Source organism: Croceicoccus sp. YJ47, assembly GCF_016745095.1.
Classification (GTDB): domain Bacteria; phylum Pseudomonadota; class Alphaproteobacteria; order Sphingomonadales; family Sphingomonadaceae; genus Croceicoccus.
Window position 1 is genome coordinate 1,787,252 of the sequence record NZ_CP067087.1, and the last position, 13,902, is coordinate 1,801,153.

Genomic DNA, 13,902 nt, shown 5'->3' on the forward strand with positions numbered 1-13,902 from the left:
ATAAAACTTTGCCTGTGGCCGCGAATTCAGGCAGTCAGTGCGCGCTTGAGAACAGGGGGCCTCATGGACGTAGCGGTATTCCATCCCGGCACGCAGCACAGCTGGCAGACCGCCACCGCGTTGCAGCAGCTGGACCGGCTGGCCTGGTTCGCGACCAGCATCTTCTACCGGCCAGACCGGTTCCCCTACAGGCTGGAACGCTATGCGCCCGGCGCGCTGGGCCGCATGATGCATCACGAATTCTCACGCTTCGACCATCCCGCGCTCGATCCGTCCAACGTGCGGACGGCGGGCATGCTGGAATGGCTGGAAAGGATTGCCGCGCGGCTCAAGGCGCGCCGCGTCGCCGAAACGTTCGACCGTTGGGGCAATGCCCGTTTCGGAAGACAGATCGGCAAGGCACTGACATCCGACGCGCCGTTTCACCTATGGGGTTTCAACAGCTCTGCGCTGACCAGTTTCGAGATTGCGAAACGGCATTCGCGCACCTGCATCCTCGACCGGACCATCGGCGACTGGCGGGCCTATAACCGCGCGGTCGACAAGATCTGCGAAACCCATGCCGACTGGTTTCCGGCCGGGCTGGGCCGGATCGACGCGGCAAAGATCGCGCTGGACGACCGCGAATATGCGCTGGCCGACACGATCCTGTGCGGGAGCGAGTTCGCCGCGGAGACGGTGCGCCGCGAATCGCCGGTTCCGGGTGTCGCGGACAAGGTGCGGGTGCTGCCCTATTGCTTCGACGAAACGCTCTTCGCACGCACGACCCCGGTCGCGCCGGTGCCGAGAGACGGCCCCATCCGCTTTCTCTTCGTCGGGCTCGTCGCACCGCGCAAGGGGATACAGCATGTGCTGGAGGCGATGGACCGAATTCCCGCATCGCAGGCGCAGCTTACCATCGTCGGGAACATGGACATTCCGACCTCGGTCTTCGCCCGCTATGCCGACCGGGTCACCTACCGCAGCACGGTCCCGCGGTCCCATATCCCGCAGATCATGGCCGAGCATCACGCGCTCCTTTTTCCCAGCTATTTCGAGGGGTCGGCGCTTTCGCTGATCGAGGGGCTGGCATCCGGGCTCGCGCTGATCCAGACGCCGCAATCGGGCAATGGCGCGACGCCGGATACCGGCATCATGCTGGACCGGCCCGATACGGACCTGCTTGTCGAGGCGATGCTGTCCGTGATCGAGGACCGCGACCGGCTCGACACGATGCGCCGCAACGCCGTGGGCGAATCGCGCAAATACAGCTTTGAAAACTATCGCCGCAATATCGCCGCCCTGCTCGACGACCTCGAATCCTGAGGGTCAGCGCGAGGCGCGAAACCGTTCGGGCAGGCGCTTCTCGACCAGTCGCCACACGCGAAAGGGCGCATCGCGCAAGGCGGAGCGGTTGACCATTTCGAGCACCACGGCCTGATACCCGACCCAGCCCAGCATCGCGACGTCGAGCAGGAGAAGCCCGATCGCGGCGCCGAGCGGGCCGAGCTCATGCGTGAGCAGATACGCGACCGGCAGCATCAGGATCGTGAGCAGCATGAACACATAGCTGAACCGCCCATGCTGATTGAGCGCGATGATCAGGTTCGAGATCGGCTGCCATATTCCGTTTACGAGCATCACGCACGACATCACCGCAATCAGCAGCCAGTCGGGCTCGACCGTGCCGGAGGTCCAGATCTCCACCACCCACTGGCCGAGCAGCAGCAGCCCGAAGAACGCCGGCACCAGGATGAAAAGGCTCGCCACGAGGCTGAGCGCGAAAAGATCGGCCTTGCGTTCGGTATGGTCGGTCGCCGCCGCGACGGTGAAATGCGGCATCGTCGCCTGATTGACCACGCCGGTAAGCTGAATCGCTGTCCGGGTCAGCGTGCGCACGACGGTGAACACCGGAACCGCCGCCGGTCCCGCCGCTGCCCCGACGACGAGAACCAGCCCCTGAATCGACAGGAGATAGGCGATGGGGACCGTCATCAACGCCATCGCCGGGCGGAACAGGCGCCGCAATTCCCCGAAGTTCGATTGCCAGCGCAGCGAGAGCAGCCAGCCCGCGCGCCTGTGCAGGAATGCGGACATCGCAGCGAGGCCGATCACCCGCCCGACGAAATAGGCGATGGCAACATGCAGCAGCGTGCCGCCCAGCATCACGGTCGCCAGCGCCATGAGGGTATAAAGCAGCGTCGTGATCGAGGTGATATACTGGCTTTGTGCGTAAAGGCCGGCTGCCCGCATCCCGGCCATGAGGATACCGTTGCTGAACGAGGTGACCGCGAACAGGATGAGCACGAAGGTCACCTCCTGCGCCTGACCGTCGCTCGCCGCCTGCGCGAATTCCAGCATGTGGTCGGCGGGGCCGAAGATCAGCACCGCGCTCACCGCCAGGATCAGGACACCGATCGCCGCCATCAACGCGCGGATCGCCTGATAGGTGGAAAGCGCGGAGGCCCGGTCCCCGCGGGCGACATCGGCGGTCATGTCGTTCGCCGCCGCGCCGCTGAAGCCGAGGTCGGCCATGTTGAGATAGGCCGGAATGGTAAAGAGGATCAGCCACACGCCATAGGTGTCCAGCCCCCAGTACGCGGTGAAAACCGGCACCGTGACGAGCTGCACGACGAGGTTCACGATCTGGTTCGAGCCATTCGCGCTGATCGCGCCGACGAGGCCCGACCCGAAGATTTCCTTGAACTTTATCATGCAGCGAAAACTTTCGGTCTAGCGACCCAGCATATCTAGCATCTCGCGCTCTACCGCGTCGATGATCGATTCCCTCGCCCACCGTTCCCGGGCGCGTTTTCGTGCCTCTTCGCCGAGCCGGTCGGCCCTCGCCGGATCGTCGGCCAGCGCCGCGATCGCATCAGCCAGCGCGGCCGGGTCTTCCGGCGGGACGACGATGCCGCAACCCTCGACCTCGTCGGCAAGGCCGGTGCCGCGCGCCGCGGTCGCGACGACCGGCCGGCCCGATGCGAGCATGTTCGTGAGTTTCGACGGCAGCACGAGATCGAGCGCATCGGCGAGCTGCGGCAACAGATGCACGAACGCACCCGACAGCATCTCTCCCATCCGCTCCGCCGGTTGAAGGTCGTGGAACTGCACATGGTCGAGCCCGCTCGCCAGCGCTTGCAGCCGCTTGCGGTTCGGCCCCTCGCCGCAAATCACGAAGGCGAGATCGTCGCGATGCGAGAGCCGCCGCGCCGCCTCGATCACGATGTCCAGCCCCTGCTTGTTCGCGATATTGCCCGAATAGAGCGCGATCTTGCGCTGTCCGACCCCCCATTCCTGGCGATAATCGCCAAGCGGCGGGGCAGCCGGATCGACCAGATGATTGGCCCAGTTGCGCATCTCGACGATCTTTTCCGGTGCGACGCCCTTCGCCGCCAGCCGGTCGCGCATCTGCGGGCTGATGGTGGAGACCCGGTCCGCGCTTTGCAGGAGGCGCCCCTCGACCGTGTCGGCCATGCGGGCCAGCGCGGATTTGCCGTCGATCAGGCCCGTGGCGATCGCGGCCTCGACCTCGAAATCCTGCACGTGGATCCACAGCTTTGCCCCGCCCAGCTTCGCGGCCAGCCATGCGACCGGCACCGAAAGCAGCGCCGGCGCGACGGCAAGCACGATATCGGGGCGCTTGGCCGCCTGTGAAATTGCGGGCGCGATGGCGGAGAGCGCAAAGCTGCTGTGATGGAGCAGGCGTTTCGCACCGCTCGGATTTTCGGGGATGTAATGCGGACAGCGCGTGATCCGTACGCCGCCTTGCTTCTCCGATTGCCAGCCGTGGTGCCCGCTATGGGCCTTCCACTGCGGGTAGTAGGGCTGTGCCGCGATGACCGAGACATCGTGCCCGCGCGCCGCCATGCTTTCGGCGAAACCGGCGCTATAGGGACCGATGCCGACCGGCTCGGGACTGTAATTGATGCCCAGGAGCAGGAGTTTCACGCCGAACGTTCCGCAGCGCCGGCCGGATCAGCCATTCATCACGACACGGCGCCCGCCATCGCTCTTCAGGAAATCATCATAGGCCGTCGCGATCCCCTCGCGCAGCGCGATGCTCGGCGACCATCCCATGTCCCGCAGCATGGTCGAATCCATGAGCTTGCGCGGCGTGCCATCGGGCTTCGTCGTGTCGAAATCGAGATCGCCCTCGAACCCGACGACCTCGCACACCAATTGTGCCAGTTCGGCGATGGTGATGTCGTCGCCATAACCGACATTGACGTGGCTTTCGTCCGAGTAGTTCTCCATCAAGAAAACGCAGGCATCGGCCAGATCGTCCACGTGGAGGAATTCGCGGCGCGGCGTACCCGTGCCCCAGATCGGGATGGAACCGTCGCTCGCGTTCTTCGCATCATGCGCCTTGCGGATCATGGCGGGCATCACATGGCTCGTCGCGAGATCGAAATTGTCGCCGGGGCCGTAGAGATTGGTGGGCATGGCGCTGATGAAGTCGGAGCCATATTCGCGGCGATACGCCTGACACAGCTTGATCCCGGCGATCTTGGCGATGGCATACCATTCGTTCGTCGGTTCGAGCGGCCCGGTCAGCAGCGAATCTTCGGTGATCGGCTGCGGTGCGAGCTTGGGATAGATGCACGACGAGCCGAGCATCAGCATCTTCTCGACACCGTTGCGATGGGCGGCATCGACGATATTCGCCTCGATCATCAGGTTGTCGTAAAGAAATTGCGCCGGATAGCGGTCATTGGCGAGGATACCGCCGACCCGCGCCGCAGCGACGATGGCGGCGTCGGGGCGATTCTCCTCGAACCATGCGCGCACCTTGTCCTGCTCGCGCAGGTCGGTCGAGCGGTCCGATGTCAGGATCGTGCAGTCCATGGCCTCCAGCCGGCGCACGATGGCGGAACCCACCATGCCGCGATGGTAAGCTACGTAAACGCGCTTTTTCGCAAGGGAATAGCTCATTGGGGGTCTTCCGAATTGATGATCGTCGATGGGTTGCGATTGGGTCGGTCTGCGATGATGCGGAGGTAGGGCGCGGCGAGATGCTTCAAGCGCGAGAGGGCCCGCCGGCATGGATCGCGACGAAACGGCGCCAATCCTGCGCATGCAGCTTGCCCTCCTCGGCCCAGCGCTGCCGCAGGCGGACGAGGCGCGGCTGCGAGGAATCGAGCGATCCCGTTACCGGGTTGGCGGCGCATGTCCCGCCGCTTCGCGAGGCGAGATACATCGGCACGCCCGACTCGCCCGCCCGGAATCCGTAGTCGAGATCGCCGTAAATATGCACGAAACGCGGGTCCATATTGCCGAGCCGCTCCTGCGCGGAGGCGGACACCAGCACCATATTCCCGCTGATCGTGTCGACGGGTTCGGGCTTTCCGGTCGGCTTGACCATGTTGAGCCGCAGGGGATTGGACGCGCTGGGCCGGCGATGCGCGCCATAGGTGATCGTGTCCGGTTCGCCCGGTTCGTTCGCCGCCGCGGCGACGATCACCGGGCCGCCGCGCGGCACCATGGCATCGGCGTCCGCCACCATCATCGCCAACGTCCCGTCGGCCAGCGCGACATCGTCATTGAGCCAGAGATAGAAATCGAAGCTTCGCGGATCGCGCGTCGCCGTGTCCCAGGCCAGCCGCATCCCGCCGTTCCAGAACAGCGACCCGGTGCCCTGGATCACCTGCGCCTCGGGAAATGCCTCGCGCACCGCGTCGCCGGTTCCGTCGCTCGACCCGTCGTCGACGAGGAACAGCGCGGAGGGATCGAACCCGTCCTGTCCGGCGAGCGTCGCAAGACACGCAAGCGTCAGCGCACGCCGGTTGAAGCATGTCATCAGGACGGCGATCTTCGCATCGGTCATGTCGCGTCTGCCTCGCATTTGGTGGCGGCCTCGCCCTTTGCACGATCGGCTTCGACCATGCGGCGCGCGACCTCCTCGATCGGGACCGACGCCTTCCAGCCAAGCTCGCGCATGGCGTGCGACGGGTCGGCGCCGCTCCACAACAGGTCCGACGGGCGGGCGAAACTTTCATCGTTGCGCACATGGTCGCGCCAGTTCAGCCCGACTGCGTCGAAAGCCAGCTCGGCAAATTGCGCAAGGCTGATCGAGCGGCCGGTCGCGATGACGAAATCCTGCGCCTCGTCGATCTGCAGCATGCGCCACATCGCATCGACATAATCCGGCGCCCAGCCCCAGTCGCGAATGATGTCGGTGCGCCCGAGCGTCAACGTCTCTGGCGAACCGGCCGCGATGCGCGCGGCGGCGGCGGTAATCTTGCGCGTGACGAAACGTTCGGGGCGAAGCGGGGATTCGTGGTTGAACAGAATGCCATTCGCCGCGAACAGCCCGTAGGCCTCCCGGTAATTCGCCACCAGCATATGGGCCGACGCCTTCGCCACGCCATAGGGGCTGCGCGGGCGGAAGGGCGTGTGTTCGGTCGCGGCCTCGCCATGGAGATCGCCGAAGCACTCGCTCGAACTCGCGTGATAGAACTTGATCGGCCGTTCGGTGAGCCTGATCGCCTCGAGCAGGTTCAGCGTGCCGAACACGATGGAATCGAGCGTTTCGGCTGGCATTTCGAAGGACAACCCGACCGAGCTTTGCCCGGCGAGGTGATAGATCTCGTCCGGTTCGGCGGACACCAGCGCGGTGAACACGCTACGAAAATCGTTGGGCGCCATCGACAGCAGCTCGACATCGTTCGCGATGCCCAGCGTTTCGAGATTGGCCAGCGGACCGCGATGAATATCGCGCGAGGTGCCCGCCACGCGGTACCCCTTTTCAAGGAGCAGCCGCGCGAGATAGCCGCCGTCCTGCCCGCCGATGCCGCAGATCAATGCGCGTTTCATGCGACCCCTTTTTCTGCAAGCCGGTGATAGACCTCGGCCGTTTCGCGGGCGCAACGCTCCCACGAAAACTGTGCCGCCTGTTCGAAACCGGCCTGGCGGAACCGTTCGGCGGTGGTCTCGTCATCGAGAATTCGACGCATCGCCGCGCCCAGCGCATCGGGCGATCCGTCCTCGGCATAGGCCGCCGCATCGCCGCACACCTCGGGCAGGGAGGCCGCGCGCAGCACGACGACAGGGCAGCCTGCGATCATCGCCTCCAGCGGCGGAATTCCGAAGCCTTCATAGGTGGAAGGATAGACCATGCAGGCGGCATGCCGGTAATAGCGCGCAAGCAGCGCGTCGTGCGCGCCCAGCTGATGCACCCGTGAGCCGAGCTTCGCGGCCTCGATCTCGGCACGCTCCTCCCCGGTAAATGCGCCGCCGCCGATGCAGATGAGATCGAACGATCCGTGGATCGCCGGATCGTTGCGATAGGCCGCGAACAGATTGCGGAAATTCTTATAATCGCGCGCCCGCTCCCCGATATAGAGGACATAGGGCCGGTCGTGCGGCGAGGGCGCGCCGGTCGTGTCGGGAAGCTGTGCCGACAGGTGAATGGTCGAGCTTTTCGCCGCCGAATGGGGAAACAGGCGGATCATGTCCTGCCGCGTGTTTTCCGAAATGCAGGTGATCCAGTCGGCCCGGTCGATCGCGTCTGCTTTCAATTTCAGCACGGGATCGCCTGCGAAGCTGTCGTCGAGTTCGTGGATCATGTCATACATGGTGACCACGATCGGTACGCCCCTGGGCGCGGGGCGCCGCGCCGCGTAATAGGTTTCGTGCACGACCTGCGCCCCGCATAGCCGCGCGGCCAGCGGAGCGGCAAAGGGTTGCACCCGGATGGCCGCCGCCTTTTGAAGGCGATTGTCGATCTGGTGCCCGATGCCGCCCACGAAACGTTGGGCGGGCAGGTCGCCGAGGTAGGCGTTCGCATGAAACGGCGCGAACACCTTCGGATCGATGGCAAAGCGCGGCAGGTTGCGGACGAGTTCGACAAAGAAGCGGGAAATCCCCCCGAACCGTTGCCGCATGAAGATGTCCTCGTTGAACATCACGCGCAGCCCGGTGGGATCGGCCTTCGCACTCGCCATTGCGCCGCTACCCGCCGCCACTAATCAGGCGCTTTTGTCGATCGGCGCGTTCTCCATGACCTTGAGGTCGGCCTGCACCATTTCGCGGGCGAGATCGCGCGGCGAGGTATCGTGGCTCCAGCCAAGCTTTTCCTTGGCCTTCGTCGGGTCGCCGATCAGCAGGTCAACCTCGGTCGGGCGGAAATAGCGGGGGTCGACCTCGACGAGAACCTTGCCGGTCTTCTGGCAATAGCCCTTTTCGTCGACGCCCTCGCCCTTGAACTCCACCGGGATGCCCGCATCCTCGAAGGCCCAGCGCACGAATTCGCGCACTTCGGTCGTCACGCCGGTGGCGAGGACGAAATCGTCCGGCTCGTCCTGCTGCAGCATGAGCCACATGCCGCGGACATATTCGCGGGCATGGCCCCAGTCGCGCTTGGCATCGAGATTGCCGAGATACAGCTTTTCCTGCCGGCCGAGCTTGATCGCCGCGGCGCCGCGCGTGATCTTGCGCGTGACGAAGGTTTCGCCGCGCAGGGGGCTTTCATGGTTGAACAGGATGCCGTTCGACGCGTGAATGCCATAGGCCTCGCGATAGTTCACCACGATCCAGTAGGCATACATCTTCGCCGCGCCATAGGGCGAGCGGGGATAGAACGGGGTGGTCTCGCGCTGCGGGACTTCCTGCACCAGACCGTACAGTTCCGAGGTCGATGCCTGGTAGAACTTCGTGACCTTCTCACGGCCGAGAATGCGGATCGCCTCCAGCAGGCGCAGCGTGCCGATACCGTCGGCATTCGCGGTATATTCCGGCGTCTCGAAGCTGACGGCGACATGGCTCTGTGCCGCGAGGTTGTAGATTTCGTCGGGCTGCGTTTCCTGCACGATGCGGATCAGGTTCGTGCTGTCGGTCAGGTCGCCGTAATGGAGGTGGAAACGCTGATTCTCGTTATGCGGATCTTCGTAGATATCCTCGATCCGGTAGGTATTGAAGGAGGACGAACGACGCTTCACGCCGTGAACCTCGTAACCCTTTTCCAGAAGCAATTGCGACAGATATGCACCGTCCTGGCCTGTGACGCCGGTGATAAGCGCAGTTTTCTTCTGTTCAGCCATGACGAACTCCAAGCAGCCATTGATACAATGCCGCCCTTTTAGAGCTTTTCACCTATGCTGCAATGCAAAATTATTTAACGTCCCAAATTGCACAATCGTGAGTTGAGACCCTTTGCGGACAAGGGGCGTCGTGCAAACAGGATCAGTTTTGCGGCACGGAAAAGCTGCCCGTGACGCGCCCGTCGGAGCGTGCAGCATTATTTCCCGCTGCGGCTGCGCTTGCCGGTGTGCTGCCGTCGACGCTCGATACGCCGGTGGTGAGATCGATGGTGAGCCGCCCGCCATTGAGCGTGTCCGAACCGCGGCGCAGCGCGACCCCGCCGGTGAGGGTGATGATACGGCGGTTGAAGTCGTAGACGCCGACATTCCCGCTCGCGATTTCGTTGCCGCGGGTGACGCGCACGCCGCCCGTCGCCGCGATCCGCTGAATGCGCAGGGCGCCGGCGTCGGAATAGTTGACGATGGTACGCTGCGCCGTCAGCCGCAGGTCCCCCTGATCGACGACGACATCGCCCGACAGGACGACGCGGTTCGAACGGTCCTGCAATTCGATGCGATCGGCGGCATAATTGACTGGCTGGTTCGAATTGAAACCGGCGATCGACTGCGCGGACAAAGGCGCACCGATGAACGCCCCGACCCCTGCGAGGGTGATGGCAAAGGCCGCCACGCCCGCCTTTGCCGGTGCCGGAATGCGGGACGGTGTTTTCGATCGGATCATTGCGGAAGCCTCAATTCGCCCGGAACCATGCGCAGGCGTGCATCGCCGATAAGCGAAACCGTGCGGTCCTGCAAATCCACTTCGAGCCGGTCGGCGCTGAACCGGCCCGACGGGATGGTACCCTCGATCCGCCCTTCGCCGACGAGCGATTGCGAGGCGAGATCGACCGACACGTTGCGCGCCATCAAGCGATAGCCGTCCGCCGCGGTGAAATTCACGACGCCGCCGACATCGATGCGCTCGTCCCCGAAATCATAGAGGCCGCGGCTGGCCGTGAGCTGCGCCGGCCCCTCGTTGAGCAGGATGCGCGCGATGAGCGAATCGAGCTCCACCTCGCGGACTGCCTCCGTGCGCTGCACCGCCTCGCCCGCGTTGATGGAGAACGGGCGCCCCTTGTCGTCCGCGCCGCGGTACATCGCCCGTTCCACCGCCATGCGGTTGTCGGTCAATGCCACCTTGTTGCGGTCGAGCAGGAAGCTGATCTCGCTGCGCGGAGCGAGCGGGGCCAGCACCATGAGCGCGGCCACCACGCCGATCGCGATGGGAAGCGCGAACAACAGAACCCGGATCAGCCGGTCATGCCCGCCACCGGGACGCGCCACGTGGCGGCGTTTGTCGCGGATGAGTTCGGCCTGTGCGGTCATGACGATCCATATGGGGGCGGGGCGCCGGATTGAAACCTGCGACCCGGGAGAGGGCGGCGCCGGCTATCCTCAGGCTTCGTGGCTGAATATATCCTTGTCTTCCCACCCGGCGATGTCGAGCAGCGCGCGCGTCGGCAGGAAATCGAAGCAGGCCTCGGCCATGGCGGTGCGGTTTTCGCGTTCCAGCCTTTCGCGGAAAATCTCGACCATCGCGTGCAGGAACCGGACGTCGGACGCGGCATAATCCTTCTGAGCATCGTTGAGTGTCGGCGCGCCCCAGTCGCTCGATTGCTGCTGCTTGGAAATATCCTTGTTCAGCAATTCATTGACCAAATTCTTCAGCCCGTGCCGGTCGGTGTAGGTCCGGGTCAGCTTGCTCGCGATCTTGGTGCAGAATACGGGCGCGGCCATCACGCCGAGGTAATACTGGATCGCGGCGAGGTCGAAGCGGGCGAAATGATAATATTTCTCCCGCGCCGGATCGGCCAGCACCGCCTTGAGGTTCGGCGCGTCATACCGGCTGTCGGGCGCGAACCGCACCAGATGTTCGTCGCCATTGCCGTCCGCGATCTGCACGACGCAGAGCCGGTCGCGCCGGGTGACGAGCCCCATGGTTTCGGTGTCCACCGCGATCGGGCCGGGGGCGAGCACGCCTTCGGGCAGGTCTTCTTCATGAAAATGCACTGTCATGCCCCTGCCCTTAGGCCGATTGGCGAAAGAGGGGAAGGGGGCTGGCGAGCGCCGCGCCACATGGCTAGGCACACAGGCCATGACCGACCATGCCGTACCGCCCGCCTGGGCCCCGATCCTCGCGCCCGTTCTCGACCGGCCGGAGGCGCGGCAACTCGGCGGCTGGCTCCGGGCGGAGGAGGATGCCGGGCGCACGATCTACCCGCCGCGCGGGCAGCGGCTGCGCGCATTGGAACTCACCCCGCCCGACGCGGTGCGGGTCGTGATCCTGGGGCAGGACCCCTATCACGGGCCGGGGCAGGCGAACGGGCTGGCGTTCTCGGTCGCAGGGGCGCAGAAGTTGCCGCCCTCGCTCCGCAATATCTTCAAGGAGCTGGAGGCGGATTGCGGGACGGCCCCGCCACCCGGCGGCGATCTGACGCGCTGGGCGGAGCAGGGCGTGCTCCTGCTCAACAATGCATTGACGGTGGAGGCAGGGGCCGCCGGCTCGCATCAGAAACGCGGGTGGGAGCCGATTACCGATGCGGTCGTGGCCGCCGTCGCGGCGCAGGGCGCGCCGACCGTCTTCATCCTGTGGGGCAGCCACGCGCAGGGCAAGGCGGACCGGATCGGCCTGTCGGACGATGGTCCGCACTGCGTGATCCGGTCGCCGCACCCCAGCCCGCTTTCCGCGCATCGCGGCTTTTTCGGCTCAAAACCGTTCAGCCGCGCCAACGCGTTCCTGTCCGAACACGGGCGCGGTAAGATCGATTGGTAAAGGGCGGGGGGGTCAGGCGGTTTCGTCGACCTTCAACGTGCCGCGCCGCACCTGGTCGCGCTCCATGCTTTCGAAGAGCGCCTTGAAATTGCCTTCGCCAAAGCCTTCGTCGCCCTTGCGCTGAATGAATTCGAAGAACACCGGGCCGATGCTGGCCTCGGCGAAAATCTGGAGCAGGAGGCGCGGCTGGCCGCCCTCGGTCGACCCGTCGAGCAGGATGCCCCGCTTGCGCAATTCGTCCACCGCGACGCCGTGACCGGGGAGGCGTTCTTCCAGCATCTCGTAATAGGTTTCGGGCGGCGCGCTCATGAACGGCACGCCGGTTTCCTTCAAACGATCCCACGTCTCGAACAGATTGTCGGAGATGAAGGCGATGTGCTGAATCCCCTCGCCATTATATTCGCGCAGGAATTCCTCGATCTGGCCCTTGCCGCCGTCGCCTTCCTCGTTGAGGGGTATGCGGATCTTGCCATCGGGCGCGGTCAGCGCCTTGGACGTGAGGCCGGTATATTCGCCCTTGATGTCGAAATAGCGGATCTCGCGGAAATTGAAGAGCTTCTCGTAATAATCGGCCCAGAACGCCATGCGCCCGCCATAGACATTATGGGTGAGGTGATCGATCCGGTCGAGCGCCGCCCCGCGCGGAAACCGTTCGACGCCGGGCAGATATTCGAAATCGATGTCGTAGATCGAAAGCGCACGTTCGCCGCCTTCCTGCTCCGGATCGTCATAGCGATCAACGAGGTAGATGATCGCATTGCCGATGCCGCGAATGGCAGGCAGGCGCAATTCCATCGGGCCGGTCTCGACCTCGACAGGCTCCGCACCGCGTTCGAGCAGCTCGGCATAGGCCTTGCCCGCGTCCTTGACCCGGAATGCCATGCCGCATGCGCTCGGCCCGTGTTCCCGGCTGAAGAACCAGGCCGGGCTGCGCGGTTCGTAATTGGTGACGAGGTTGATTTCGCCCTGGCGCCACAGCTCGACATCCTTGGACCGGTGGCGGGCCACCTTGGTAAAGCCCATGGCCTCGAATACCGGCTCCAGCATGCCTTTTTCAGGGGCGGAGAACTCGACGAATTCGAACCCGTCGAGGCCGATGGGATTTTCGAAAAGATCGGTCATATGGCTTGCTCCTTGTGAGCGATGGAATGGCGGTGGGGTGAATGTACGCGGTCGCCGTCCTGCACCTGTTCGGGCGGGAAGGGCGCGGCATCGCGGTATGTTTCGTAGATGGGTCCGAAATCCAGCCCGACGAGCTCGTCGATCAGTTGCTGCGTGCTGTCGAGCACGAAATAGACCTTCTGAAAATCGTCGATGGCATAGGCGGTGCGCATGACCCGCACCGGATCGAAATGCAGGCGCAGCACGTTTTCATCCTGCACCGAATAGACCGTTTCGCCCGAGGACGACACGATGCCCGCGCCAAACGCCTTCAGCCCCGCATCGGTCTGCATCAGCCCGAACTCAACCGTGTACCAGTATATCCGCGCCAGCATGTCGAGCGCGTCCATCGCCATCGCCTTTTCGCCCGCCTGTCCGTAGGCGGCGAGGAAATCGGCGAACACGGGATCGAGCAGCATCGGGACATGGCCGAAGAAATCGTGAAACAGGTCGGGCTCGACCAGGTAATCGAGCTCCTTCTCCTCGCGGATCCAGACGGTCACCGGAAAGCGGCGATGGGCGAGATGGTCAAAGAAATTGGCATCGGGAATGAACCCCGGCACGCCGACGAGGGTCCAGCCCGTCGCCGCCTCGATCACCGCGTTCGCATCCTCGAACCGGGGAATGCCGCCGGCGCAGTCCAGCCGGTCCAGCCCGGCGAGAAATTCCGGCGCGGCATGTTCGCGCACGATCGCGCTCTGCCGGGCATAGAGACGGCGCCAGCGGTCATGCTCCGCCTCGCTGTAATCTTCCCAACCCTGCGGCACGGTCCAGTCGTCCGCCGCCTGGCTGTAATCGCCGCGAAGGTCGCTGGTGCTCTTTGCTGTCGACGGTGTTTCCATGGTCCTCAAACTAACACGGACGGCAAAGGGTTTCCGTGCGCAATTGCCACGCGGGCAGGCGTCCGGT

The 13,902-nt window shown here is 64.4% G+C and carries 14 protein-coding genes; 2 read left to right on the forward strand and 12 right to left on the reverse strand.

Going from position 1 to position 13,902, the window contains the following annotated elements; genetic code table 11:
* The first annotated feature begins 63 nt into the window (after positions 1-63).
* The gene (locus JD971_RS08775; RefSeq protein WP_202082684.1) at positions 64-1,305 is read left to right on the forward strand and encodes a glycosyltransferase family 4 protein; all 1,242 of its coding nucleotides are present in this window, start codon (positions 64-66) and stop codon (positions 1,303-1,305) included.
* Positions 1,306-1,308: 3 nt separating this feature from the next.
* On the opposite strand, the gene JD971_RS08780 is transcribed toward JD971_RS08775, so the two are convergent.
* From JD971_RS08780 to JD971_RS08825, 10 genes are all read right to left on the reverse strand, one after another.
* Positions 1,309-2,694: a lipopolysaccharide biosynthesis protein gene (locus tag JD971_RS08780; protein ID WP_202082686.1), complete on the reverse strand. Its 1,386-nt coding sequence runs from the start codon at positions 2,692-2,694 to the stop codon at positions 1,309-1,311.
* 18 nt (positions 2,695-2,712) lie between these two features.
* Positions 2,713-3,930 (reverse strand): WcaI family glycosyltransferase, encoded by a 1,218-nt coding sequence (locus JD971_RS08785; protein WP_202082688.1) that lies wholly within the window; start codon positions 3,928-3,930, stop codon positions 2,713-2,715.
* A gap of 27 nt (positions 3,931-3,957) precedes the next feature.
* On the reverse strand, positions 3,958-4,914 hold the full coding sequence (locus JD971_RS08790) for a GDP-L-fucose synthase (protein WP_202082690.1): 957 nt from the start codon (positions 4,912-4,914) through the stop codon (positions 3,958-3,960).
* A gap of 85 nt (positions 4,915-4,999) precedes the next feature.
* Positions 5,000-5,806, reverse strand: coding sequence for a glycosyltransferase family 2 protein (locus JD971_RS08795; protein ID WP_202082692.1), 807 nt, complete (start codon positions 5,804-5,806; stop codon positions 5,000-5,002).
* Positions 5,803-6,795, reverse strand: a complete 993-nt coding sequence (locus JD971_RS08800) for a GDP-mannose 4,6-dehydratase (RefSeq protein ID WP_202082694.1) — start codon at positions 6,793-6,795, stop codon at positions 5,803-5,805. Before JD971_RS08800 ends, JD971_RS08795 begins: the two co-directional genes overlap by 4 nt.
* On the reverse strand, positions 6,792-7,925 hold the full coding sequence (locus JD971_RS08805; RefSeq protein ID WP_202082697.1) for a glycosyltransferase family 1 protein: 1,134 nt from the start codon (positions 7,923-7,925) through the stop codon (positions 6,792-6,794). The genes JD971_RS08800 and JD971_RS08805 overlap by 4 nt, the downstream gene beginning before the upstream one ends.
* Positions 7,926-7,949: 24 nt before the next feature.
* Positions 7,950-9,020 carry a GDP-mannose 4,6-dehydratase gene (gene gmd, locus JD971_RS08810; RefSeq protein ID WP_202082699.1) on the reverse strand — a complete coding sequence of 357 codons (1,071 nt, stop codon included), beginning with the start codon at positions 9,018-9,020 and terminating at the stop codon, positions 7,950-7,952.
* A 142-nt stretch (positions 9,021-9,162) separates the two neighbouring features.
* Positions 9,163-9,741: an LptA/OstA family protein gene (locus JD971_RS08815; RefSeq protein WP_202082701.1), complete on the reverse strand. Its 579-nt coding sequence runs from the start codon at positions 9,739-9,741 to the stop codon at positions 9,163-9,165.
* The gene (locus JD971_RS08820; protein ID WP_202082703.1) at positions 9,738-10,385 is read right to left on the reverse strand and encodes an LPS export ABC transporter periplasmic protein LptC; all 648 of its coding nucleotides are present in this window, start codon (positions 10,383-10,385) and stop codon (positions 9,738-9,740) included. Before JD971_RS08820 ends, JD971_RS08815 begins: the two co-directional genes overlap by 4 nt.
* Before the next feature lie 69 nt (positions 10,386-10,454).
* Entirely contained in the window at positions 10,455-11,075 is a 621-nt protein-coding gene (locus JD971_RS08825; RefSeq protein WP_202082705.1) for a ribonuclease D, read from the reverse strand.
* Between the two features lie 79 nt (positions 11,076-11,154).
* Here JD971_RS08825 and JD971_RS08830 point away from each other — a divergent pair, with 79 nt between their 5' ends.
* Positions 11,155-11,832 carry a uracil-DNA glycosylase gene (locus JD971_RS08830; RefSeq protein WP_202082707.1) on the forward strand — a complete coding sequence of 226 codons (678 nt, stop codon included), beginning with the start codon at positions 11,155-11,157 and terminating at the stop codon, positions 11,830-11,832.
* Between the two features lie 12 nt (positions 11,833-11,844).
* Here JD971_RS08830 and hppD read toward each other — a convergent pair whose 3' ends face one another.
* A complete protein-coding gene (gene hppD / locus JD971_RS08835) occupies positions 11,845-12,954 on the reverse strand; it encodes a 4-hydroxyphenylpyruvate dioxygenase (RefSeq protein ID WP_202082709.1) in 1,110 nt (369 codons plus the stop codon).
* On the reverse strand, positions 12,951-13,835 hold the full coding sequence (gene phhA / locus JD971_RS08840) for a phenylalanine 4-monooxygenase (RefSeq protein ID WP_202082711.1): 885 nt from the start codon (positions 13,833-13,835) through the stop codon (positions 12,951-12,953). The genes hppD and phhA overlap by 4 nt, the downstream gene beginning before the upstream one ends.
* Positions 13,836-13,902: the final 67 nt, after the last annotated feature.

Excerpts from the sequence above, each read along its gene's own strand:
- JD971_RS08775 (WP_202082684.1), top strand. The coding sequence starts at position 64 with ATGGACGTAGCGGTATTCCATCCCGGCACGCAGCACAGCTGGCAGACC.
- JD971_RS08780 (WP_202082686.1), bottom strand. The coding sequence starts at position 2,694 with ATGATAAAGTTCAAGGAAATCTTCGGGTCGGGCCTCGTCGGCGCGATC.
- JD971_RS08790 (WP_202082690.1), bottom strand. The coding sequence starts at position 4,914 with ATGAGCTATTCCCTTGCGAAAAAGCGCGTTTACGTAGCTTACCATCGC.
- JD971_RS08795 (WP_202082692.1), bottom strand. The coding sequence starts at position 5,806 with ATGACCGATGCGAAGATCGCCGTCCTGATGACATGCTTCAACCGGCGT.
- JD971_RS08800 (WP_202082694.1), bottom strand. The coding sequence starts at position 6,795 with ATGAAACGCGCATTGATCTGCGGCATCGGCGGGCAGGACGGCGGCTAT.
- JD971_RS08805 (WP_202082697.1), bottom strand. The coding sequence starts at position 7,925 with ATGGCGAGTGCGAAGGCCGATCCCACCGGGCTGCGCGTGATGTTCAAC.
- gmd (WP_202082699.1), bottom strand. The coding sequence starts at position 9,020 with ATGGCTGAACAGAAGAAAACTGCGCTTATCACCGGCGTCACAGGCCAG.
- JD971_RS08815 (WP_202082701.1), bottom strand. The coding sequence starts at position 9,741 with ATGATCCGATCGAAAACACCGTCCCGCATTCCGGCACCGGCAAAGGCG.
- JD971_RS08820 (WP_202082703.1), bottom strand. The coding sequence starts at position 10,385 with ATGACCGCACAGGCCGAACTCATCCGCGACAAACGCCGCCACGTGGCG.
- JD971_RS08825 (WP_202082705.1), bottom strand. The coding sequence starts at position 11,075 with ATGACAGTGCATTTTCATGAAGAAGACCTGCCCGAAGGCGTGCTCGCC.
- JD971_RS08830 (WP_202082707.1), top strand. The coding sequence starts at position 11,155 with ATGACCGACCATGCCGTACCGCCCGCCTGGGCCCCGATCCTCGCGCCC.
- hppD (WP_202082709.1), bottom strand. The coding sequence starts at position 12,954 with ATGACCGATCTTTTCGAAAATCCCATCGGCCTCGACGGGTTCGAATTC.
- phhA (WP_202082711.1), bottom strand. The coding sequence starts at position 13,835 with ATGGAAACACCGTCGACAGCAAAGAGCACCAGCGACCTTCGCGGCGAT.